19 protein-coding genes are annotated in these 21075 nt (G+C 71.7%); 6 read left to right on the top strand and 13 right to left on the bottom strand.

The window, feature by feature from the left end:
* Window positions 1-98 precede the first annotated feature (98 nt).
* The 3 genes from NR792_RS13065 to NR792_RS13055 all read right to left on the bottom strand — a co-directional run bounded on the left by NR792_RS13065 (window position 99) and on the right by NR792_RS13055 (window position 3529).
* A complete protein-coding gene (locus NR792_RS13065; RefSeq protein WP_375760379.1) occupies window positions 99-860 on the bottom strand; it encodes an energy transducer TonB in 762 nt (253 codons plus the stop codon).
* A gap of 117 nt (window positions 861-977) precedes the next feature.
* Window positions 978-1703 (bottom strand): response regulator transcription factor, encoded by a 726-nt coding sequence (locus NR792_RS13060; protein WP_375760378.1) that lies wholly within the window; start codon window positions 1701-1703, stop codon window positions 978-980.
* A complete protein-coding gene (locus NR792_RS13055; protein WP_375760377.1) occupies window positions 1700-3529 on the bottom strand; it encodes a sensor histidine kinase in 1830 nt (609 codons plus the stop codon). Before NR792_RS13055 ends, NR792_RS13060 begins: the two co-directional genes overlap by 4 nt.
* Window positions 3530-3645: 116 nt before the next feature.
* Here NR792_RS13055 and NR792_RS13050 point away from each other — a divergent pair, with 116 nt between their 5' ends.
* Window positions 3646-4971 (top strand): hypothetical protein, encoded by a 1326-nt coding sequence (locus NR792_RS13050; RefSeq protein ID WP_375760376.1) that lies wholly within the window; start codon window positions 3646-3648, stop codon window positions 4969-4971.
* A 25-nt stretch (window positions 4972-4996) separates the two neighbouring features.
* On the opposite strand, the gene NR792_RS13045 is transcribed toward NR792_RS13050, so the two are convergent.
* Window positions 4997-6025 (bottom strand): lipoate--protein ligase, encoded by a 1029-nt coding sequence (locus NR792_RS13045; RefSeq protein ID WP_375760375.1) that lies wholly within the window; start codon window positions 6023-6025, stop codon window positions 4997-4999.
* Window positions 6026-6167: 142 nt separating this feature from the next.
* Between NR792_RS13045 and NR792_RS13040 the strand changes: the two genes are divergently transcribed.
* Window positions 6168-6920 carry a pyridoxal-phosphate dependent enzyme gene (locus NR792_RS13040; protein WP_375760374.1) on the top strand — a complete coding sequence of 251 codons (753 nt, stop codon included), beginning with the start codon at window positions 6168-6170 and terminating at the stop codon, window positions 6918-6920.
* 12 nt (window positions 6921-6932) lie between these two features.
* Here NR792_RS13040 and NR792_RS13035 read toward each other — a convergent pair whose 3' ends face one another.
* Window positions 6933-7718, bottom strand: coding sequence for a hypothetical protein (locus tag NR792_RS13035; RefSeq protein WP_375760373.1), 786 nt, complete (start codon window positions 7716-7718; stop codon window positions 6933-6935).
* A 190-nt stretch (window positions 7719-7908) separates the two neighbouring features.
* On the opposite strand from NR792_RS13035, the gene NR792_RS13030 reads away from it, so the two are divergent.
* On the top strand, window positions 7909-8835 hold the full coding sequence (locus NR792_RS13030; protein WP_375760372.1) for a lipase family alpha/beta hydrolase: 927 nt from the start codon (window positions 7909-7911) through the stop codon (window positions 8833-8835).
* 20 nt (window positions 8836-8855) lie between these two features.
* Window positions 8856-9905, top strand: coding sequence for a lipase secretion chaperone (locus tag NR792_RS13025; protein WP_375760371.1), 1050 nt, complete (start codon window positions 8856-8858; stop codon window positions 9903-9905).
* Between the two features lie 7 nt (window positions 9906-9912).
* Here the strand turns inward: NR792_RS13025 and nadE are convergent, their stop codons facing one another.
* From nadE to NR792_RS12985, 8 genes are all read right to left on the bottom strand, one after another.
* A complete protein-coding gene (nadE, locus tag NR792_RS13020; protein WP_375761612.1) occupies window positions 9913-10908 on the bottom strand; it encodes an NAD(+) synthase in 996 nt (331 codons plus the stop codon).
* A gap of 2 nt (window positions 10909-10910) precedes the next feature.
* Window positions 10911-12509 carry a class I adenylate-forming enzyme family protein gene (locus NR792_RS13015; RefSeq protein WP_375760370.1) on the bottom strand — a complete coding sequence of 533 codons (1599 nt, stop codon included), beginning with the start codon at window positions 12507-12509 and terminating at the stop codon, window positions 10911-10913.
* A gap of 160 nt (window positions 12510-12669) precedes the next feature.
* Complete coding sequence (gene asnB, locus NR792_RS13010; RefSeq protein ID WP_375760369.1) at window positions 12670-14640, bottom strand: asparagine synthase (glutamine-hydrolyzing); 1971 nt, start codon at window positions 14638-14640, stop codon at window positions 12670-12672.
* 7 nt (window positions 14641-14647) lie between these two features.
* Entirely contained in the window at window positions 14648-14896 is a 249-nt protein-coding gene (locus tag NR792_RS13005) for an acyl carrier protein (RefSeq protein WP_375760368.1), read from the bottom strand.
* 103 nt (window positions 14897-14999) lie between these two features.
* Window positions 15000-15596: an acyltransferase gene (locus NR792_RS13000; protein WP_375760367.1), complete on the bottom strand. Its 597-nt coding sequence runs from the start codon at window positions 15594-15596 to the stop codon at window positions 15000-15002.
* Complete coding sequence (locus tag NR792_RS12995) at window positions 15593-16135, bottom strand: acyltransferase (RefSeq protein WP_375760366.1); 543 nt, start codon at window positions 16133-16135, stop codon at window positions 15593-15595. The genes NR792_RS13000 and NR792_RS12995 overlap by 4 nt, the downstream gene beginning before the upstream one ends.
* 3 nt (window positions 16136-16138) lie before the next feature.
* Window positions 16139-17005 carry a hypothetical protein gene (locus NR792_RS12990; RefSeq protein WP_375760365.1) on the bottom strand — a complete coding sequence of 289 codons (867 nt, stop codon included), beginning with the start codon at window positions 17003-17005 and terminating at the stop codon, window positions 16139-16141.
* 133 nt (window positions 17006-17138) lie between these two features.
* A complete protein-coding gene (locus NR792_RS12985; protein WP_375760364.1) occupies window positions 17139-18629 on the bottom strand; it encodes a cyclic nucleotide-binding domain-containing protein in 1491 nt (496 codons plus the stop codon).
* A gap of 83 nt (window positions 18630-18712) precedes the next feature.
* Between NR792_RS12985 and holB the strand changes: the two genes are divergently transcribed.
* A complete protein-coding gene (gene holB, locus NR792_RS12980) occupies window positions 18713-19747 on the top strand; it encodes a DNA polymerase III subunit delta' (protein ID WP_375760363.1) in 1035 nt (344 codons plus the stop codon).
* Window positions 19744-21060, top strand: a complete 1317-nt coding sequence (gene holA, locus NR792_RS12975; RefSeq protein WP_375760362.1) for a DNA polymerase III subunit delta — start codon at window positions 19744-19746, stop codon at window positions 21058-21060. Before holB ends, holA begins: the two co-directional genes overlap by 4 nt.
* Window positions 21061-21075 lie beyond the last annotated feature (15 nt).

Here is a 21075-nt window from a genome sequence, read left to right as displayed (position 1 = left end):
TTTCCTAACGGGCCTGCGGTCCCGCCGCGATGCTTTTCCTCTCCCGAAGGGGAGCCGGGCGTCCTGGCGCTTCCACTGGCGGACACCCGGCCCCGCCGCTAGGGCAAGGGCATCTTCAGCCGGATGTTGAACGTGTACGACACGTTCACCGGACGGCCCTGGAAGGTCAGCGGCTGATACGTCCGCGAGTAGAGGGACTCCAGGACCGCGTCATCCATGAACGGCAGGCCCTTGATGATGCGGCAGTCGCGCACCTGGCCTTCCGTGGTGATGACGCACTTCGCGATGATCATCCCCTCCACGCCCGCGCGCCGCGCCTCGAGCGTGTAGCTGAAGTGCGAACCGCTCAGCATCCGGGGCGGCGTCATCCCGCCCTGGAAGGGCAGCACCTCCGTGCCCGTGGGCGCGGTCGGGATCACCGGCACGCCCACCGCGCCGATGGGGCTGTCGCTGTTCGGATCCCCGTCCGGGTCGCCCACCGGCCCGGACTCGCCCGTGCCCGTCGCGTCGGTCGTGGCCGCCGCGTCCGCGATCGTCGTCGGCTCCGGATCCGGCTTTGCCTCCGGCGGATCTGCGGGCAGCGGCTTGGGGTGCAGCGGGACTCGGTCCGTGCGCGGCTTGGGCTTCGGTGCCGGAGCGGCGGTGGCCGGCTTCGGCTGCGCCGTCTGCTTCACGCCCTTCCGGATGGCGGGCGGGCGGTAGACGAGGTCCGCGATTGGCGGCTCGATGGTCTCGGGCACGCGGCCGGAGATGAAGAACACCAGGCCCAGGAGCCCCGCGTGCACAGTGATGGACACCCACGCGCCCGTGCCGAACCGTCCCGAGCGCACTCCCCGCCGTTCGATGACCGACTCAAACATCTGACCCGCCTCCTGGTTGGAGCGGACGCTCCAGGCGTCCCGTCCCCACAAGATGCAAGGTACGAAGTCCCACCAGCCGAAAGGCCGACAGCACTCCATGTGTCGGTCATGATTTTGTCATGACGGTCCGCCGCTCAGGACCTCCATGCGGTAGCCCACGCCGCGCAGCGTGTGGATGGTGAAGCCCGACGTGCTCGTCCACCCGAGCTTCTTCTTCAGGTTCGACACGAAGTTGTCCACCGTGCGCGGATCCACCACGACGTCGCGGCCCCAGACCGCGTCCAGAATCTCTCCGCGCGGCAGCGCGCGGTCGCGGTGGCGCAGGAGGAACGCCAGCAGGTCGAACTCCGTGCGCGTCAGGTCCACCTCGCTGCCGTCCGCCCGCAGCACCGCGCGGCGGCCCAGGTCCAGCGTGAAGGCGCCAAAGGTCAGCACCTGCGGTGGCGCCGTGCCTGCCCGGCGCACCAGCGCCTGCACGCGCGCGAGCAGCTCGCGCAGGCGGTAGGGCTTGGTGAGGTAGTCCTGCGCGCCAGCCTCGAAGCCGCGCACCAGGTCGTCCTCCAGCGAGCGGGCGGTGAGCATCAGCACCATGCTCTTCACCCCTTCCGCGCGCAGGCGGCGGCAGAAGCTGTAGCCGTCCTCGCCCGGCAGCATCACGTCCAGGATGAGCAGGTCGAACGCCCGCGACTGCAGGTGCGGGGCGGCGTCCTTCGCGGACGGGGCGTCCGTCACGTCGTAGCCCTCGTCGCGCAGGTTGTCGCGCAGGCCCATGCGCAGGTTCGCGTCGTCCTCGACGATGAGGATGGAAGGGCGGGTGGAGGGGGGCGGCGTCTGCGTCGTCATCGGCGCGTCTCGGGAAAGGTCAGGGCGAAGGTCGTGCCTTCAGGACTGGAGGAGGCCACCTGGATGCTGCCCTGGTGCAGGCCCATGATTCTGCGGCACAGCGCCAGCCCCAGGCCACTTCCATGCACCTCCGGTCCGGGGGTTGTCAGCCGGTAGAAGTCCTGGAACACGCGCTCCCATTCCTCCGGGGGGATGCCCACGCCGTTGTCGCTGAAGAGCACCGTGGCGCCAAAGCCCGGCTGCGGATAGGCGCGCACGGTCAGCACCACGGGGCTGCGCTGGTTGTAGAGGCAGGCGTTGCGGCCCAGGTTGGCGAAGAGCATCCGGACGAGCGACGCGTCCGCGTCCAGCTCCACGTCGTCCACCTCCGAGCGGATCTCCACCGGCACCGTGACGGCGTCCTGCAGGTCCTCGCGCAGCGTGCCCACCGCTTCCTCCAGCCGCACGTGCGCGGGCCTCAGCGCCCATCTCCCCTTGTCGATGCGGTTGAAGGACAGGATGTTCTCCACCAGGAAGTGCAGGCCCTCCGCCGCTCGCACGATGCGGGTGGGGTAGTCCCCGGCCTCCGGGCTCTGGCCCAGCCGGCGCTCCAGCGTCTCGCCCAGCAGGCGGATGGACGCGAGCGGCGTGCGCAGCTCGTGCGACACGGTGGAGACGAAGTCGCTCTTGAGCTCCACGAAGCGGTACTTGCGCTGCTGGGCCACCACCGCCAGCGCCGCGATGGCGGACGCGAGCGCGCCGCACGCCGCGACGAGCAGCGTCTTCAGGCCGTAGCGGGCCTCGATGTCCGCCTCCGCGGCGGCCCACCCGGGCGTGGCCACCTCCAGCCCCGGATGCTTCAGGGGGCGCGCGACGCCGCCGGGCCCCAGCCGCACCTGGCCGTCCTTGGGGATGAGGTTGCGCCCCTGCAGCTCCTGGGTCAGCTCCGCGAGCAGCGCGGCCATGTCCACGGCCAGCCCGTGCACCTGCTCGGCCGCGGGCTCCACGTACCACTGCTCGGCCAGCAGCGTGGGGCCGTCCAGCGGCTCCGGCAGCACCAGCGCGCCCGCGCCGGCCTCCTGCACGCGGGCCACGAAGGCGTCATGGGGCTCCACCAGCGCCTGACTCAGCGCCACGATGCGCGCCTGGAGGAAGTCGAAGTCCGGCCGCGTGAGCTGGGGCCGGGCGCGCAGCAGGTTGCGTTGCAGGCCCGCGTCCCGCGCCATGCCGCCCAGCTCCTCCGGAAGGCCCTCGCGCACCAGCGCCCGGATGAGGGGCGGCGTGTCCCCTCCGCGTTGGAGGTACTCCACCATCAGGAGGGTGAAGGGCAGCTCCTGATCCGGCGGCAGCGGGTGCGCCGCGTGGTAGCGTAAGAGCGACTCCACCGCCGCGTCCGTGCGCGCCTCGTTGCCGGAGACCAGGGCGGCCTCCGCCCAGCGCAGCCGCGAGAGCCGCTCCTGGAAGGGGGCCGGGGCGGTGCCGTCCTCCAGCGCGTGCGCCAGCAGCGTGTAGGTGGCCTGGGCGGGGGCGTCCGTGCCTTCCCGGGGCCAGTCCACGCGCGGCAGGAACTGGTGGCCGCGGAAGAGCAGGTAGTAGCCCTCCGCGGGCAGCAGCGGGTCCCCCACGGCCGCGTTGAGCTTCGGCAGGTGGGTCTTCATCCGCTGCGCGAGCGCGGTGCGCAGCGACTCCTCCGCAAGCTGCTCCAGCGCGACCCGCCGCGAGCGCACCTGGGCCCGGGCGTCCTCGCGCTCCTGGGTGAAGATGCGCTGGAGGCTCACCAGCCCCCATCCGAGGGCCAGCAGTCCACAACCCAGGGCGAGCAATGTGGGGAGGAGTCGGCGCAGCATTCGCGTCCCGCCGGACTGTAGCAGTGTCGACAGGATTGCGGGCCTGGAGCCTCCAGGGTGAATAAAGTGTGGGAGGCCCGCGTCCCCTCGGGGGTCTGGAGATCGGAGACGGAGTCATGGGTTCTCGATGGTGGGTTGGTGTGATTGTCGGTCTGGCCACCCAGGGTGCGTTCGCGCAGACCTCGCCGGTCGCCGCGGATGACTGGGGGGATGACGCGTACGTCCAGCAGTCCAACGCGGATGATTCCGGGCCCATCGCGCCCTCTCCGCCCCCCGACCTGCCCGCCGAGTCGCCGACCCCCCGGCCCTTCGCCGGCGCGGTGTGGACGTCCGGGCACTGGTACTGGGACGGCGACAGCTGGCAGTTCAAGTCCGGCGGCTGGGTGGAGCGCATGCCCGGCTACCAGTACGTCAACGGCTACTGGGCGCAGGACGGCGACGTCTGGCGCTGGGTGTCCGGCGGCTGGGCGCAGGAGGGCTCCACCGAGGTGGAGATCCCCGTGGAGGTCGCCAGCGAGGACGTGACGGCGACCCAGGCGCCCCCGGCCCTGCGCGTGGAGACGCCGCCCCCCGCGCCGGCCCCGGCCTACACGTGGGCTCCGGGCTACTGGTACTGGGGCACCAACGGCTACGAGTGGGTCTCCGGCACCTGGATGGAGCCGCCGCGTCCGGGCCTGGTGTTCGTGTCGCCGCGCTGGGTCCGCCGCGGTCCGTCGTGGGTGTTCGTGGGCGGAGGCTGGGGGTGGAACGGCTCGGTGCGCGTCACCGTCCCGGTCTACCGCCACGCGCACATCTCGGTGTCCTTCGGCCGCCCGCACTACTTCCTGCGCTCGTGGTACCGCTACCCGGGCGTGTCGTGGCGCTACTACGGCTACGGGCACAGCCGCTACCGCCCGGGCTACCACTACTCCTCCCGCCCGGGCCCGTACCGGTATGGCCCGCGCGTGCATGACGCGTCGCCCGGTCGCTACAACGGCTCGTCGTACGGAGGCCGCGGCAACAGCCGTCCCGGTCCCTACCGTCCGCAGAGCGGCAGCGGGGTCCACTCGTCGAACCACGGCAACAACGGCAACAGCGGCGGCTGGAGCGGCACCCGGAGTCCTCCTCCGGGCGGGCGCGGGTCGAGCAGCGGCGCGCACCAGTCCAGCGGCGGCTCCAGCGGGTGGGGCGGCGGTTCCAGCGGCGGCGGGCGTCCGTCCTCGGGCGGCGGCGGGCGCTCCTCGTCCAGCGGCAGCGGCGGTTGGGGTGGCGGCAGCTCCGGCAGCGTCCACCAGACCAGCGGCGGCTCCTCCAGCCGGGGCGGTGGCGGCGGCGGTGGGGGCTGGGGCGGCGGCTCCGGCCGTGGCGGCGGTTCGTCCCACGGCTCCAGCCGGGGCGGTGGCAACAGCGGCGGCGGGAACGGCGGCGGTTGGAGCGGTGGCTCCGGCGGCGGCCACCGCTGAAGGAAGTGACGGCGGATGGGCCGGGTCAGACCTCGACCTGGCCCATCAGCCACGTCTCCAGCTCTCCCAGCTCGCGCTCCTGCGAGGGGTGACGGGCGCGGACCTCGGCGACGGCCTGCTGCATCCCGTTGCGGCTGTGGGGCTTGCCGGCGAGCGCCGTCTGCAGGTCCTGCACAAGGTCCGGGTAGAGCGCATCCGAGAAGACCTGCGCGCGGGTGACGTGTCCGTTCTCCGCGTCGACGTGGACCTCGAAGAAGCCCCACGACAGGTACTCCACCATCTGGTGGCTGAAGCGGGGCGCGTTGCCGAAGCGCCAGTCCCACGACGCGTAGTGCTCGAAGGTGCGCTTGAGCGACGGCTGGCTCTCCAGGAACGAGGGCTCCAAGAGCTCCGGCTCCGCGGTGCCGCCGTGGAAGTCGCAGAAGGCGCCCATCATCGCCTTCACCAGCGCCTCATGCGACGCCTCCGGCTGGAGGTCGCGGATGTTCATCACGCGCGAGCGCACCGACGCGCTGCCCTTGGACTCCAGCTTCTTCGGGTGCGGCGTGAGGTAGTTGGCCAGCCGCGACAGGTTGGCGTGGATGAGGAAGGTGCCGTGGTGGAAGGCGCGGTCCTTCGTCTCGCGGTACGCGCTGCCGCTGATCTTCCGGGGGCCGTCCTCCAGCGGAATCACCAGGTCGTTGCGCCCGGACGCCTGCGCCGTCACGCCCAGCCGCGACAGCGCGTCCAGCAGGATGGTGATGTTCGCCGTCTTGTTGTAGCCCTCCTTCGCGGACAGGAACGTGAAGCAGGTGTTGCCCAGGTCGTGGAACACCGCGCCGCCGCCGCTGGTGCGCCGCGCGAGGAAGACCTGGTCCTCCTCCATGCGCGTGAGGTTGCACTCGGACCACGGGTTCTGGTTGCGGCCGATGACGACGGTGTTGTCGTTGCGCCAGAGGAAGAGCGTCTGGGTGGCGGGGTCCAGCTCGCGGAAGATCCAGTCCTCGGTCGCGAGGTTGAACCAGGGGTTGTAGGTCTCCGACAGGAGGATGCGGACGCGCGGGGCTTGAGACATGGGCGCGGAGCATAACCGGGCTCGCGTGCCGTCCACCGGGAGACATCCACCCCGTCCCGGGGGCGATGGCCTCGCGGGCCACCCCACCGGAAGACTCCCGGGCGTGTCGGGCGCGGAAGGCGGTTCGCGCCAGGGGGCGACCATGCGTGGAGTGTTTTCCCTGTCACGTCCGCGTGCGGGCGGGCCGGTGGTGCTGTGGGGTGGGGCGCAGCCGTCGGGCAGCCTCAAGTACCTCACCTTCGCGCGCTACCTGGCCGCGATGCCGCCGGGCTCGCGCGGGCTGGTGGAGCTGTCCGGTGCCTCGAGCGCGCTCGCGCTGGACGTCCTGGGCCGCGAGCGGGGCCTGCCCACGGTGGCCGTGACGGACGCGGCGGGCGAGGCGTACCTGCGCGCCCACGGCTTCCAGGGGCAGGTGCGCCAGGCGGACTCGATGGCGGACATGTTCCACCAGGCCATGGCCCTGGAGCGCGACGGCTGGTGCTGGCCCCGGCAGCTCACCAACCGGGCCCTGGTGCCGTGCGTGGAGGCCTGGGCGGCGGGCTTGCGCGCGCAGGTGCGTGAGCGCTTCCCCACGGTGCGGCACGTGGTGTGTGGCTTTGGCACGGGCGCGACGTTGGTGGGCCTGATGCGCGTCTTCACAGCCGGGGGCTTCAGCGTCACCGGCCTGCAGCCCGCGCCGGGCAAGCCGCTGCCGGGCTGGCGCACGTGGGAGGCCCAGAACCTGGGGGCGGAGGACCTGTTCTTCGAACACCAGCCGCGCATGCCCCTGGCCACGGCCGCGCCCGCGCCGGACCCCTTCACCGCGCTCCTGGAATGGGCCCGCGCGCAGCCGCACCCGGAGCGGGTGCTCGTCATCGCGCACAACGCCCGGGAACAGGACGCCGCCCGGGCCTGAGGTGCCGCACGCCTACCGGCGCAGCGCTTCGAGCCGCGCCCGCACGGCGGCCACTCCGTCGCGCGGGAAGGCGGGCACGTGGGACAGCTCGCGCTCCGCGAGCCGCAGGAGCGTGCGCGCCAAGGCCGGTGAGTCGCCTTCCAGGGCGCGCGCCAGCTCGCCGCCGGTCTCCGGATACACGCGCTCCACGCGCCGCACCGGATCCAGCCCGTCCAGCAGCGACGCCTGGGGCGCGGGGACGTGGCGCGCGAGCAGCAGGCAGAACAGGCGCACCGCTTCGTCCAGCCGCGCGCGGCCGCTGAGCCCCTCGCCGCGCGCGTGGCGTCCCATACCCACCAGCACCTGGGTGAGCCATTGCCCGAACAGCCACGCGTCGTCCGGTGCCGTGCGCTGGAGCTCCAGGGCGGTGTCCCGCGCACGCGCGTCCATGCGCTCCGTCACGCCGCCCTTGTCCAGCAGCACGCGGTAGCGGTTGACGCGCGCGAACGACAGCTCCTCCAGGTCGAACACCGCGAACTCCAGCAGGTGCCCGTCCCGGTACACGACCTTGAGGCCGTGCGCCGTCTCGCGGAACACCAGGGCCACGTCCTCCGCGCGAGGCAGCCAGCCGCGCTCCTGTCTCAATGTTTCAGCGTGCCCGGGCCACGCGACGACGAAGAAGTCGTGGTCGCTGAAGTCATCCGGCGCGTAGTCGCGCGCCGCCATCGAGCCCAGCGCCACGAGCCCCCGGAAACGGCCGTCCGCGTCAGCCCTGCGCGTCAGTTCCGTGGTGAAGGCCTGATAGGCGGCGGTGTCCAAGGGCGTGCTCCTCTGGAAGGGCCCGCATGCTGCCAGTCCGACGCGGGGCGTTAAAGGCTGGCGTGACTCGGAGCTGACACGCTTTCCAGTGAATCCTGAGGTCGGCTTGCTTTTTATCAGGGGCTCGCCTTATGGGCTGATTCGCGGGTCAATCCCTTCGATGATCCGCACTCCCCCATCAGGAGCCTGTATGCGAAACGCCGTCCGGACCCTCGTTCTGACTGTCGCGGTTCTTGCCCTCTGGGCGCAGCCTGCCCGCGCGGATACGTACACGCAGACGAAGTACCCCATCGTGCTGGCGCACGGCATGGCGGGTTTTGATTCGCTGTTCGGGGTGCTCGACTACTTCTACGGCATCGAGTCGTCGCTGAAGTCGGGCGGGGCGAAGGTCTACATCACGCACGTTCCGCAGTTCAATTCGACGGAGGCGCGTGGCGAGGCGCTGCTGGCGCAGGTGCAGGACGTGCTCGCGCGCTCGGGCGCGAAGAAGGTGAACCTGATTGGCCACAGCCACGGCGGCCTGGACGTGCGCTACGTGGCGGCGGTGCGGCCGGACCTGGTGGCGTCCGTGACGACGGTGGGCTCGCCGCACAAGGGCGCGGACCTGGCGGACTACCTGCGCAACAACCTCCAGGGCGGGTCGTTCACGGAGGGCGTGCTGGCGTACTTCGCCAACAGCCTGGGCACCGTGCTGGGGCTGCTGTCCGGCCACACGCAGCCGCAGGACGCGATTGGCGCGCTGGCGGCGCTGAGCAAGACGGGCACCTCCGCGTTCACCGCGAAGTTCCCCGCGGGCGTCCCCACCACGTCCTGCGGCAGCGGCGCGGCGACGGGCGCGCAGGGCCAGCGCTACTACTCCTGGTCCGGCACGGACCCCTTCACCAACCTGCTGGACGCGTCTGACTACGCCATGAAGCTGTCGTCCTTCTTCTACAGCGGGGCCAACGACGGCCTCGTGGGCCGCTGCAGCTCGCGCTTCGGCACGGTCATCCGCGACAACTACGACATGAACCACCTGGACGAGGTGAACCAGGTGCTGGGCCTCACCGCGTTCTTCACCAACCCGGTGTCCGTGTTCCGCAACCAGGCCAACCGCCTGAAGACCGCGGGCCTGTAAGCCCGTTGGAGCGCCCCGCCATGAAGAGCCGCGCCGTCATTCTCGTGGTCGCGCTGTGCGCCCTCCTGGGTGCCGGCGTCTTCTCGTGGTGGAAGGTCCGGGCGGAGGACGCGCCCGGACCCGCTGGACCGCCGTCCGCCGTCCCCGTCGCGCGAGGCACCGTGCCGCGCGCGGCGTCCCCCGGCGTTCCCGGTGCCGCCGTGACGGCGACGCCGGCTCCCGAAGCGCCGCTGCCGCCGCTGCCGGGCTCGCTCCAGGACACGGAGGAGGACGGCGCCGTGCTCGTGGACGCGTCCGGGCACCTGGTGCCGAGCGCGGACCTGCGCCGCTTCTTCGACTACTACCTCTCCGCCACCGGCGAGGAGCCCGCGTCGCTCATCCGCGAGCGCATCCTCGCGGCGCTGCGGGCGAAGAAGCTGCCCCCGGCCGCCATGGATGAAGCGGTGCAGGTGCTGGATGACTACCTGTCCTATCTGGAAGCGGCCCGGGGTCTGGCGTCGAAGGGCGCCGCGGCCCCCATGGACACCGCCGAGCGCCTGGAGGCCCTGCGCAAGCTGCGCCGGGAGCACCTGGGCGGCGCGGCCGACGGCCTCTTCGGGCAGGAGGAGGCGGTGGACGCCGTCGCCGTGGAGCGGCTGAAGCTGCAGAAGGACGCGTCGCTGACGAAGGAGGAGCGCGAGCGGCGCATGGCCGAGCTGGAGGAGCGGCTTCCCCCGGACGTGCGCGCCAGCCGTGAGGAGGCCGTGCGGCCGTTGCGGCAGCGGGCCGTGGAGCAGGAGCTGCTGGCGGCGGGCGCGACGGCGGAGGACCTGCACCAGCACCGGCTGTCCACCGTGGGCCCGGAGGCCACCGAGCGGCTGGAGGCGCTGGACGCGGAGCGCGCGCAGTGGAAGCAGCGGCTGGCGGACTTCCGCGCGAAGCGCGAGGCGCTGGGCCAGAGCGAGCCGGACCCCGCCCGGCGTCAGGCCGCGGTGCAGCGGCTGCTGTTCGACTCGTTCACCCCGGAGGAGCGCCTCCGGGTGGAGGCCGCGGACGCCATCGACGCGGCCTCCGGCTCCGGAGGCGGGTGAGGGCGCTTCAGGAGATCTTGAAGGGCTTCAGCTCGCTGACCTCTTCGAGCAGCAGCGGCTGCGCGTGGAGGTACGCGGTGGTGCGGCGCTTCTGGTCGATGTCGTCGTAGACGCGCTGGATCTGCTGGGGCGTGAGGCCCATCTCCGGGGAGACCTCGTCGGGCGTGATGCCGTGGTTCTTCGCCCAGAGGATGAGGTCCAGCTGCGAGTAGTGCACGGAGAAGTAGAAGTCCTCCTGTGACTGTTCCAGGCTGAACGTGTCCGTGGTGGGCTCGCGGTTGAGGATGCCGTCGATGACGCCCAGGTGCCGCGCCAGCTTGTACGTCTGCGTCTTGTAGAGGCTGGCGATGGGCTTCACGTCCGCGGAGCCGTCGCCCAGCTTCACGAAGAAGCCCTGGTCATACTCCAGCCGGTTGGGCGTGCCGGACGCGGCGAAGTTCAGCCGGTCCGCGTGGAAGTACTCCATCATCTTGCGCACGCGCTGCTTGAAGTTGGTGGCGGCGACAATCTGCACGTAGGCCTGGGGCGTGAGGCGGAAGCGCTGCTCCTGCCCGTCCACCTGCACCACCACGTAGAAGACGTTGAGGGCGTCCGTGTTGAGCCGGTCGCCGTGCATGACGATCTTCCACTTCATGTCCGGCTGGAACGCGGGGAACACGGAGCGCACGGCCGCGTCGCGCTGCGAATAGCACCCGGCGGCCTCCAGCACGGGCGCGATGTCGTGCAGCGTGTACTGGATGCCCAGCTTCTCGCAGAGCTCGCGGCCCAGCTTCGAGGACAGGCCGCTGGAGTCGCGCTCCGGCAGCAGCAGGCCGAAGACGCGGTCCGGCCCCAGCGCCCGCACCGCCAGCGCGGCGACGCACGCGGAGTCGATGCCGCCGGAGACGGCGACGACGAGCCCGCGCTTGCGCAGCTTCTTGAGGACGGCCTCCTTGAGCCCGTCGGACAGCGACGCGGCCTTGGCCTCCCAGTCCAGTTCCAGCACCTGCTTGGAGAACTTCATCGTCACGGCGACCTCGATTCAGGGGAAGAGAGTGAAGACAGCACGCGCGTGCGCAGGTCGGCCTTGAGCACCTTGCCGGTGGGCCCGCGGGGGAGCGCTTCGGTGAACAGCACGTGGCGCGGCACCTTGTGCGCCGGGAGCGCTTCGCGGCAGAAGCGGCGGAGGTCGTCCTCCTTCGCGGTGGCGCCGGGCTGGAGGACCACGGCGGCGCACGCGGCCTCGCCGCCCAGGTCGTCCGGCACGCCCACCACGGCGACCTCCAGCACGGCCGGGTGGCGCGCGAGGACGTGCTCCATCTCCGCGGGGCTCACCCGGTGGCCACCCACCTTGAGGATCTCCTTCGCGCGGCCGACGAGGAAGAAGAAGCCGTCCGCGTCGCGCCACGCGAGGTCGCCCGTCCACAGCCAGCCGTCGTGGAGGATGGCGGCGGTGTCGTCGGGAGCGTTGAGGTAGCCCGGGGTGACGTTGGCGCCCTTCGCCACGAGCTGGCCCACCTCACCGTCGGGCAGCGGCGTGCCGTCGTCCGCGACCACGGCCAGCGTGACGCCGGGGATGCCCTGGCCAATGGAGCCCGCCTTGTCGTTGGCGCGCGAGGGCGGCAGGTAGGAGAGCCGCGCGGTGGCCTCCGTCTGGCCGTACATGACGAACAGCTCCGCCGGGTGGAAGGCCTCGCGCGTCCAGCGCACGGTGTCCGGGGACATGCCGCCGCCGGCCTGGGTGAGGTAGCGCAGCTGGAGCTTCGCGAGCGAGTCCGGAGCGGCCTGGCGGCGCAGCAATTCGAAGGTGAGGGGCACGCCCGCGAAGCCGGTGCACGCCTCGGTGGCCATGGCCTCCAGCACGACCTGCGGGTACATGAAGCGCGGATCCAGGAACACGGAGCCGCCCGCGAGCAGGTGCGTCTGGAGCACGCTCTTCCCGTAGCAGTAGTGCAGGGGAAGGATGAGCATGGCGCGGTCGCGCGGCGTGAGGCCCAGGTACTCCACGATGGAGCGCGTGTTGGCCGCGATGTTGGCGAACGTCTGCACGACGCCTCGGGGCGTGCCCGTGCTGCCGGACGTGTAGACGATGGACGCGGGAGCCTCCGGAGGCAGGGAGGGCAGGGCGGCCGGCGGCTCCGAAGAGGCCTCCGGATCCACCGCGCCGTCTTCCTGGATCCACGCGCAGGAGGCGGGCTTCAGCAGCCCGAGCATGCGCTCCGGGGGACGGGAGCCGTGCACGACGAAGAAGTGGCCCAGCTGCGAGCGGCCCGTCCAGCGCCGTGCGTCCTGACCGAAGATGACCGCATGGCGGGCACCCGTCTGCGCGAGGATGCTGGCCAGCGAATCCGCGCCCGTCTCGCGGTCCAGCTCCACGGAGCAAGCCCCCAGGGCCTGCACCGCGAGCCCCGCGACCGCCGCCGCGCAGCCCAGGGGCAGGGCGATGAGGACCCGAGCCCCGGGCTCGACACCCGAAGCGCGCAGCTGTCCCGCGAGCGCGAGCATCCGTGCTTCGAGCTGGGCGTAGGTGAGCCGCGCCCAGGGAGAATCCACCGCCGGGGCATCCGGTGTCGCAGCCGCGTGGGCACGCACCCACGAAGGCGCGGTGTCCGCGTGCGCGCTCATTCCGTCTCCCGCTGTGCAGTCGAGTGCCGCACGAACGCGCAAGAGGCCATGACGCTCACGTTGCTTCCAGCGCCACGCTGTCCCGCCGCACCATGCAACTCCGCACGCGGCGCCAGACGCGGCGCGTGCGCGCTTGCCACCAGGGTGTCTGAGGGCGCGCTCACGCCGCCTCCAACTGCACCGCGTCCACGTCCGCCTGGGCGACGGGCTTCGGCTTCAGGAAGTGGTGCGCCAGCAACTGCGTGGACGCCACGGCGAACAGGGCCATGGTGTCCGCTTCGCTCTCCGCGGAGTTCGGCGCGCGCAGCTTCGCGACCAGCCGCTCCACCTTGCGCGCGTCGAAGACGCCCGTCGCCGACACCGCCTCCGGGGCCAGCAGCTCTTTCGCCCAGGCCGGCGCATCCGGGCCCACCAGCGCTCCCGCGATGGGGGCGCGATACGGGAACTTGCTGCGCTCCAGGATGGACGCTGGCACCCGGCCCTTCGAGAAGCGCTTGAGCAGGTGCTTTTCGTCCAGGCCTCGCAGCCGCAGCCGCTCCGGCACCCGCGCGGCGAACTCCATCACGCCCGTGTCCAGGAACGGGAAGCGCCCCTCCACCGCGTTGCCCAGGAGCATGCGGTCGCCCTGCGCGGACAGCAGATAGCCGGACAGCAGCGTGCGCGCCTCCAGGTACTGCGCGCGCGCCAGCGGCCTCCACTTCGCCACCGCCTCCGGCACCGTCGCGAGCACCGACGCCACCGGATCCTCGTCCGCCACCTTCGCGGCGAACTCCGGCGCGAGGAAGCGCAGGATGCGGCCGCTGTTGCCCCACCGCACCAGGTGCGAGAACCCCAGCGCGTCCGGCGTCTCCAGGCCCGTGCCGAAGAACTCGCGCAGGAGCTCCACGCTCTGCTGGCTCACCGACAGCGTCGGGTACAGCCGGCGCAGCAGCAGCGGCCGGTACTTCGACGCCGGCTGGCGCGCCCAGAACTGGCGCACCTGCGTCTCCTTGAAGAGGTCGTAGCCGAGGAACATCTCGTCCGACCCTTCGCCCGTCAGCACCACCTTGATGCCCTGGTCGCGCACCCACCCGGAGAGCCGCAGGAACGGCGCGGGCGCGGAGCGCATCATCGCCTGCTCCGCGTGGAAGATGACGCCCGGCACCAGCGCGCCAATGTCCCCGTCGCGCATCTCCACCACGCGGTGCTCGGTGCGCAGCTGCTCCGCCACCGTCGCCTGGTGCGTGCGCTCGTCGAACCGCGCGTGCGCGAAGCCCACGGAGAACGTCCGCAGCGTGCCCCCCAGCTGCTCCTGCGCCAGCGAGCACAGGAGGCTGGAGTCCAGTCCGCCCGACAGGTACGCCGCCACCGGCACGTCCGCGCGCAGCCGCAGCCGCACCGCCCGGTCCAGCACCGCGCCCAGCTCCTCCAGCAGCCGGGGCGCGTCCGCCGCGTCCGGCGTCACGCCGAAGTCCAGGTCCCAGTAGCGCTGGAGCGTCAGCGCCCCGTCGCGCCACTTCGCGACATGCGCGGGCGGCAAGAGCGACACGCCCTCGAAGGAAGTGCGCGGCGCCACCGGCGCCCAGAGCTGGAACGTCTGCTTGAGCCCCCGCGCGTCCAGTGCGGGCGTCACCAGCCCCCCGGCGAAGAGCGCCTTTGCCTCCGACGCGAACGCCAGGTGCCCTTCCGGCAGGTGCGCGTAGAACAGCGGGCAGATGCCCACGCGGTCGCGCGACATCCACAGCGTGCGGTCGCGCGGATCCCACAGCGCGAACGCCCACTGGCCCTCGAAGCGGCGCACGCAGTCGATGCCCCACGTGAGGAACGCCGCGAGGATGACCTCCGTGTCGGAGCGCGTGCGGAAGGCATACGCCCCCGACAGCTGCTCGCGCAGCTCCACGTGGTTGAAGATCTCCCCGTTGAAGACCACGGTGAGGCCGGTGGCCTCGTCGCGCATCGGCTGGTGGCCGGAGGCCAGGTCGACGATGGACAGCCGCGCGTGCCCCAGCGCGGCGCCGTCCAGGAGCAGGGCCCGCTGCGCGTCCGGCCCCCGGTGCTTGATGCTGGCGGTCATGCGGCGCAGCCGGCCGGCGTGAAGCGCCGGACCCGCGGCGTCACCCGCCGGGAAGGTGAACCCCGCGATGCCGCACATGGGCGTCTCAGCTCGCCTTCGCCAGCGACTGCTTGCGGTCCACGAAGGCCACCACGCGCGCCAGCGAGTCCAGGTTCTCCGGCACCAGCTCCTTGTCGTCGAGCTTGATGTGGAACTCCGTCTCGATGAACGCCACCAGCTCCATCATGCCCGTGGAGTCGATGAGGCCCTTGCGCAGGAACGAGTCGTCGTCCGCGAAGTCGTCCACGAAGAAGGTGTCGATGATGAAGGTGCGAAGCGTGTCACGCGTGCTCATGGAGAGGTCCTGTCTTTCAAGGCGGGGTGTGGAAGGGCGATGCGGAAAAGAACGCGCCCGGCGCGCTTTGCTGAGCGCCGGGCGGAGAGGAAGAGCGGGCCCGTCAGGTGCCCGTGGCGTCGCGGGCCACCAGGTCCAGGCTCATGCTGCGCGCCGGGTTGCCCATGGCGAGCGAGTCCGGGGGCACGTCCTGTGAAACGATGCTGCCGGCGGACACCACCGACCGCGCGCCAATGCGCACGCCCGGCAGCAGGATGGCGCCGTGGGCCACCCAGACGTCGTCCTCGATGATGATGGGGGAGATGCGCTGGCCGTCCCGGTCGCTCACGCGCACGAAGGACGCGAACATGCACCGGGCGCCAATCTGCACCGACTCCCAGGCCTCCACGGACGCGCCGTAGTTGAACTGGGTCTCGTCGCCTACCAGCAGCCGCGCGTGCTCGTAGCAGACCACCGACGTGGGCAGCATGCCGCCCAGGAACGTCAGCTTGTCGCCGAACTCCGCGTGGCCGTCGTTGCGCGCGGCCACCGGGCCATACGCCGCCACGCCCCGGCCGGTGCGGAAGGCGCGGAACAGCCAGCGCGCCCGCGCGACGGCCACCATGCGCTCGGCGCGGGGGAACACCTCCGTGCGCACCATCTGCATGCCCGCGCGCGCCAGCTGGAGCGCCTCTTCGCGGGAAGGGATGGCCGGCTTCATCGCGCCACCTCGCGCCGCAGCACGCGGGCCGGAGAGCCGCCCACCGTCACGCCCGGCGGGATGCGGCGGGAGATGACCGTGCCGGACGCCACGCTCGCGTTCTTCTGCAGGTGCGCGCCCGGCAGCAGGATGGAGCGGCTGCCCACCGTGACGCCTTCCTCCACCACCAGCGGCACCGACTGCGGCCGCTCGTGCCGGTTGCCGCGGACGGGGTGATACATGTTGTCCATCAGCTTGCACCACATGCCCAGGCGGCTGCGCGCGCCCAGTGTCACGAGCGACTGCGCTTCAATGGAGCTGCCCCCCTCGATGGTCACGTCGTCTTCAATCACGATGCGTCCCCCCCGCTGAGCATGCAGCTCGATGGGCGCCATCCGCGCGTCGAACAATACGCGATCGCCGACCTGGATCTCCCCCTCGCCGTGAATCCAGACACGGCCCCAGACGGTGGGGGTGGCACCCACGGCCTCACAGCGCCGCAGCTTCAAACGCGCGACGGTCGGCCCCAGGCCGAGCATCATCATCAACGGAACGCGCATGGCTCAGGGACCGGCCTTCGCGGAGGTGGGCGCCTCGCGCGGCGTCTCCGGCAGGGCCGCCAGGAAGGCGACGAGCGCCGAGGCCACGCGCGCCTGTCCCTGCGCGTTGAGGTGGGCGCCGTCATCTGAATACGCCGGCACCAGCGCGGGATAGGCGCGGCCGTTGACCTCGTACGTCTCCCGGGTGCCGTCCGCCTGTGACGACTCCAGCGCCGCCAGGTCGAACAGCGGCTCCTTGCCGCCGTAGGTCTGCCGCATCAGCGCGTTGAAGGCCTCGCGCGACACGTTCTCCCCGACACCGAAGACGGGGCGCCCGCGCAGCTCGTTGAACCACGCCTTCGCCCCGCGCTGCACCGTGGTCAGCGGCGCGGTGACGTGCACGAAGGTGACGCCCGGGTGGCGCGACTTCAGCCCCGCGAGCGTGACGCGGTACTTCTCGAAGAGGGCCTTCGCGTCCGTGCCGGTGTTGAAGTCGATGTAGCAGAACTTCATCAGCGCCACGTCCACCTGCTTCGCGACGCCGCCGTCCAGCAGCTGCTCGAAGTGCGCGAGCTTCGTCTCCGGCTGCTCGTTCTGGCCCACCAACGCGTGCGCCAGCGAGCCCTGGGGAATCGTCGCGCTCGCGTCCTTCACCTCCACGATGGCGGGGGCCGGCGAAGGCCGCAGGCCGCGCACGCCGTCCAGGATGTTGCCGCCCACCGACTGGTGGCCGAAGAACACCCGGCGCTGGGACAGCCGCTCCAGTCCCGCGAGCGTCGCGTCTGGCTTTACCTGTTCCGTGGCCGCCGCGCTCTGGGGCAGGGCCATCAGCAGTGCACCCGGAAGGAGCAGGGCACCGAAGCGCGCGGGAAAGCCACGAATGACTCGCATATGTGAACCTTTAGACCTTTCGGGCTCCGAGCGTCAAAGCCCCTGCCGGCGTGGCTGGATGCATGCCTTCCAGGCCACCTGGACTCCAGGACAGAGGGTCGTGACTGCCCCGGAGCCGGATGGAGGAAAACCGCTACTCGTGCGTCAGTCCGAAGAGCGCCCGCAGCCTCCCGAGGATGCGGCCCGCCTCGGGCGAGTGGTCCGGGCCGCCGCCGGAGGCCTGGGCCACGGCGCGCAGCTGGGTGCGGCGCTGCGCGAGGAGCGCGGAGAGCTGCCGGGCAAGACCCGGATAGTCGGAGAACAGGCGCGCGAAGGTGGGCCGGTCCAGCTCCAGCAGCACGGAGTCCTCGAGCGCCACGACGGTGGCGGCGCGGCGCTCCCCGGTGAGCAGCGACATCTCCCCGATGTAGTGGCCCGGCCCCAGCCGCGTGATTTCGGACTGGAGCGTGCCGGCGCGCACGCTGACCTCGCCGGAGGCCACGACGTAGAAGGTCCCGCCCTCGTCGCCCTCCTGGATGATGCGCTCGTTGCGGCCGAAGCGGCGCACCACCACCTCGCACCGCAGGCGCTCCAGCTCCTCAGGGCCCAGCGGCGCGAACAGGTCCACCTGGCGCAGCAGTTCACGCACGGTGTCGTCGGCCAGCTCGCGGCGGCGGTGGGCCGAATCGCGGCGCAGGGTCACCGTGCGCTGGGCGTGGGGCAGCTCCAGGCCCTCGCGGCGCAGCCGGTACCACAGCCGCGTGTGCAGCTCCTCCTTCACGCTGTCCGACAGCGCGAAGTCGTTGAGGAACACGCGCACCATGTACTGCGCGTTGGAGTCCGTGAAGGTCACCGTGCGCGCCAGGGGCGGCGGCTGCACCAGGATCTGGGGAATCTCCCGGACCACGTCCAGCAGCGCCTGCTTCACCTGGTTGGGCGGCGCGTCCAGCGACACGCCCACCTGCACCTCGATGCCCACGGGCTCGCGGTGCTGGGTGAAGTTCTTCACGTGCTCCTTGCCCACCATGCTGTTGGGCAGGGTGATGACCTCGCGCCGGAAGTTGGCGATGCGGATGGAGCGCCACCCGATGTGCACCACCCGCCCGGTGTGCTCGCCAATGCGGATGAAGTCGCCCACCTCGAAGGGCCGGTCCAGCTGCAAGGACAGGCCCGCGAAGAGGTTGCCCAGCGTCTCCTGGAGCGCCAGGCCGATGACCACCGTCAGCACGGCGGTGGACGCGACCAGCCCCGTCAGGTCCAGGTTGAGCTGGCTCTGGAGGATGGGGACGGTGGCGAGCGCGTACAGCGTGAAGTCGATGACGTCGCGCAGAATCTTCGGCGTCGTCACCGGCGAGCGCAGCCGCACCAGCTTCAGCGCGAGCGCCACCCCGGCCCGGATGACGCCGTAGGCGAACGTGAGCATCCAGCCCACGTGCACGAACTTGTACAGGCCCGGCGGCGTGGTGGCCTCCGGCAGGAAGCGCTCCGCCAGGCGCAGCACCAGGAAGGCGACCAGCATCCGGACCGCGCCGCGCAGGTCGTCGCGCAGGTCGGGGTCACGCGTGGTGCGCTGGACGCTCAGCAGGAGCACCGTCAGGACGGAGCCCGCCAGCAGGGGGAGGTGGCCTTCGAGGAAGTTCAGCACGCCCGGCGAATCAGACCGGCCGCGCGCGCACGGGTCAAGGTGGCGGTTGACGGGTGCCCTCCGAGCGGAGATACACGCCCCCCATGACGCTTGCCTCGGTGCAGGGACAGCCCCGCGCGATGGATGCGCTCCAGTCCGCCCTGCGGTCTGGCTCGGTGCATCACGCCTACCTGTTCGCGGGGCCGGAGGGGGTGGGCAAGGAGCTGGCCGCGGTGGGGCTGGCCCAGGCCCTCACGTGCCCGGAGGCCCCGGAGGTGGGCTGCGGCAAGTGCACCAGCTGCGTGCGCATCACCAAGGGCCTGCACCCGGACGTCACCTGGGTGATGCCGGACGACGAGCGCGTGTCGCGAGGACTCGCCGGCCGCTCCGACTTCACCGGCACGCCCAGCCGCGAGCTGCGCGTGGAGCAGATACGGCAGCTCCAGGAGCGCCTGGCGCTGCGCGGACTGGAGTCCAAGCGCAAGGTGGCCATCCTGGTCAGCGCGGAGCAGATGAACGTCCAGGCGCAGAACGCGTTCCTCAAGACGCTGGAGGAGCCGCCCTCGGAGACCACCCTCATCCTGGTGGCGAGCGCCATGGACCGGCTCTTGCCCACCATCCGCAGCCGGTGCAGCAAGGTGTACTTCGGTCCGCTGCCGGTGGACCTGGTCGCACGGCACGTGCAACAGGAGCGCAAGCTGGACGCGGACACCGCCGCCCTGGCCGCGGTGATGTCCGGCGGCAGCCTGGGCCGCGCGCTCGCGCTGGACGTGGACGCGCTGAAGGAGCGCAAGGACGTCCTCACCGCCTTCGAAGGCCTGAGCGGCGACGACATCCCGGCCCTCCTGCGCTTCGCGGAGGCCCACGGCGGCTCGCGCGAGGACGCGGACACGGCGCTGGAGCTGCTCATCCTGTGGACGCGGGACGTGTCGCTCGCGAAGGCGGGGGCGCAGGACGCGATGGCGAACCGGGACCTGAGGGCCCTGGCGGAAGAGGCGGCGAAGCGCACGCCGGAGGCCGCGCTGCACCGGCGGCATGCGCTGCTGGAGTCCGCGCGCACGGCCATCGGCTCGCGCAACGGCGCGCCCCGGCTGCAGCTGGAGCGGCTGCTCATCGAACTGTGCGTGGAGGGCCGATGAGCGCGGACATGGACGAGGTGCTGGCGGAGGTGAAGGGCGGCAAGGTGTGGCCGCTGTACCTCCTGTGGGGCGAGGAGTTCCTGGTCAGGAAGGGCGCCGACGAGCTGGTGAAGACGCTGGTGCCGGACGCCGCCATGGGGCTCAACCTCGCGGTGCTGGACGCGGCCTCCCCGCGCGAGGTGGCGCAGGAATTGGCCACGCTGCCGCTGTTCCCCGGGCGCAAGGTGGTGCTGGTGCGCGACCCGGAGTTCCTCGCGCCCAAGAAGGGCAAGGGCGACGCGCTGGCCAAGGCGCGCGACGCGTGGAAGTCGGGCAAGCGCAAGGAGGGCGCCCGGCGGCTGCTGGCGCTCGCGGGCCGCGCGGGCTGGGGCGTGGAGCAGCTGGACCCCCGCGTGCCCGGCGCCCCCACGGTGGAGCAGTGGAAGGACGAGCTGAACGTGGACCTGGCCGAGGCCGACCTGGTCTTCCTCCAGGAGGCGGCGGCCTTCTGCCGCGACGAGCGCATCAGCGCCCCGGAGGGGGACGCGTCCGCGCTGCTGGAGCTGCTCCAGAAGGGCGTGCCGCCGGGGCACGCGCTGGTGCTGGCGGCCTCGGACGTGGACTCGCGCAGCCCGCTGCTCAAGTTCGCGCAGGACAAGGGCCGCCTCTTCGAGCGCAAGGTGGCCGCGCGCCACAAGGACCTGGACCTCAGCGAGATCGCGAAGGAGTTCCTCGTCCCCTTCAAGAAGAAGCTGGGGCCGGGCGCGCTGGAGGGGCTGAAGGAGCGCATCGGCGGCAACATCCGGCTGCTCCAGTCGGAGCTGGAGAAGCTGGCCGTCTACGCGGAGGGCCCCACCATCGAGGCCCAGCACGTGGCGCTGCTGGTGCACCACGCGCGCGAGGAGGAGTTCTTCGAACTGACGGAGGCGCTCCAGAAGCGCGAGCTGCGCGACGCGCTCTCCTACGCCGAGGACGCGATGGGGCAGGGCACGCACGCGCTGCAGCTGTTGGGCGCGGTGGCATCCATCGTCCGCTCGCTCCTGGAGAACCACGCCTGGCTGGAGAAGTACGCCGGTGGGCAGCCGCCGCGCACCGGCCGGGACGTGGAGGCGCGCATCCTCCCGAAGCTGGAGCAGGAGCTGAAGGCCACCAGGCGCAAGACGCCCAACGCGTGGGCGCTCGCGTTCGGCATGCAGGCCGCCGCGCGCTACGAGCGCCGCGAGCTGCTCAACGCCCTGGTGGCATGCGCGGACGCGGACCTGGCCCTGAAGTCCTCCGCCAGCGGGAAGCTCGTGATTGAACGGCTGTTGTGGACGGTGTGCACCCGCGCCTGAACGGGCCCGGGGTGA

The organism is Corallococcus exercitus (genome assembly GCF_042231735.1).
Taxonomy (GTDB): Bacteria; Myxococcota; Myxococcia; order Myxococcales; family Myxococcaceae; genus Corallococcus; species Corallococcus exercitus_B.
The sequence above is the reverse complement of the archived record's forward strand: the minus strand, read 5'-3'. Positions and strand labels throughout refer to the sequence as shown.

What these genes read in the sequence shown, in the direction of transcription:
- NR792_RS12995 (WP_375760366.1), bottom strand. Translation starts at nt 16,135, where the DNA reads ATGCGCGTTCCGTTGATGATGATGCTCGGCCTGGGGCCGACCGTCGCG.
- NR792_RS13055 (WP_375760377.1), bottom strand. Translation starts at nt 3,529, where the DNA reads ATGCTGCGCCGACTCCTCCCCACATTGCTCGCCCTGGGTTGTGGACTG.
- NR792_RS13065 (WP_375760379.1), bottom strand. Translation starts at nt 860, where the DNA reads ATGTTTGAGTCGGTCATCGAACGGCGGGGAGTGCGCTCGGGACGGTTC.
- NR792_RS13025 (WP_375760371.1), top strand. Translation starts at nt 8,856, where the DNA reads ATGAAGAGCCGCGCCGTCATTCTCGTGGTCGCGCTGTGCGCCCTCCTG.
- NR792_RS13005 (WP_375760368.1), bottom strand. Translation starts at nt 14,896, where the DNA reads ATGAGCACGCGTGACACGCTTCGCACCTTCATCATCGACACCTTCTTC.
- NR792_RS13040 (WP_375760374.1), top strand. Translation starts at nt 6,168, where the DNA reads ATGCGTGGAGTGTTTTCCCTGTCACGTCCGCGTGCGGGCGGGCCGGTG.
- asnB (WP_375760369.1), bottom strand. Translation starts at nt 14,640, where the DNA reads ATGTGCGGCATCGCGGGGTTCACCTTCCCGGCGGGTGACGCCGCGGGT.
- holA (WP_375760362.1), top strand. Translation starts at nt 19,744, where the DNA reads ATGAGCGCGGACATGGACGAGGTGCTGGCGGAGGTGAAGGGCGGCAAG.
- NR792_RS13045 (WP_375760375.1), bottom strand. Translation starts at nt 6,025, where the DNA reads ATGTCTCAAGCCCCGCGCGTCCGCATCCTCCTGTCGGAGACCTACAAC.
- nadE (WP_375761612.1), bottom strand. Translation starts at nt 10,908, where the DNA reads ATGAAGTTCTCCAAGCAGGTGCTGGAACTGGACTGGGAGGCCAAGGCC.
- NR792_RS13015 (WP_375760370.1), bottom strand. Translation starts at nt 12,509, where the DNA reads ATGAGCGCGCACGCGGACACCGCGCCTTCGTGGGTGCGTGCCCACGCG.
- NR792_RS13000 (WP_375760367.1), bottom strand. Translation starts at nt 15,596, where the DNA reads ATGAAGCCGGCCATCCCTTCCCGCGAAGAGGCGCTCCAGCTGGCGCGC.
- NR792_RS13060 (WP_375760378.1), bottom strand. Translation starts at nt 1,703, where the DNA reads ATGACGACGCAGACGCCGCCCCCCTCCACCCGCCCTTCCATCCTCATC.
- holB (WP_375760363.1), top strand. Translation starts at nt 18,713, where the DNA reads ATGACGCTTGCCTCGGTGCAGGGACAGCCCCGCGCGATGGATGCGCTC.
- NR792_RS13050 (WP_375760376.1), top strand. Translation starts at nt 3,646, where the DNA reads ATGGGTTCTCGATGGTGGGTTGGTGTGATTGTCGGTCTGGCCACCCAG.
- NR792_RS13030 (WP_375760372.1), top strand. Translation starts at nt 7,909, where the DNA reads ATGCGAAACGCCGTCCGGACCCTCGTTCTGACTGTCGCGGTTCTTGCC.
- NR792_RS12990 (WP_375760365.1), bottom strand. Translation starts at nt 17,005, where the DNA reads ATGCGAGTCATTCGTGGCTTTCCCGCGCGCTTCGGTGCCCTGCTCCTT.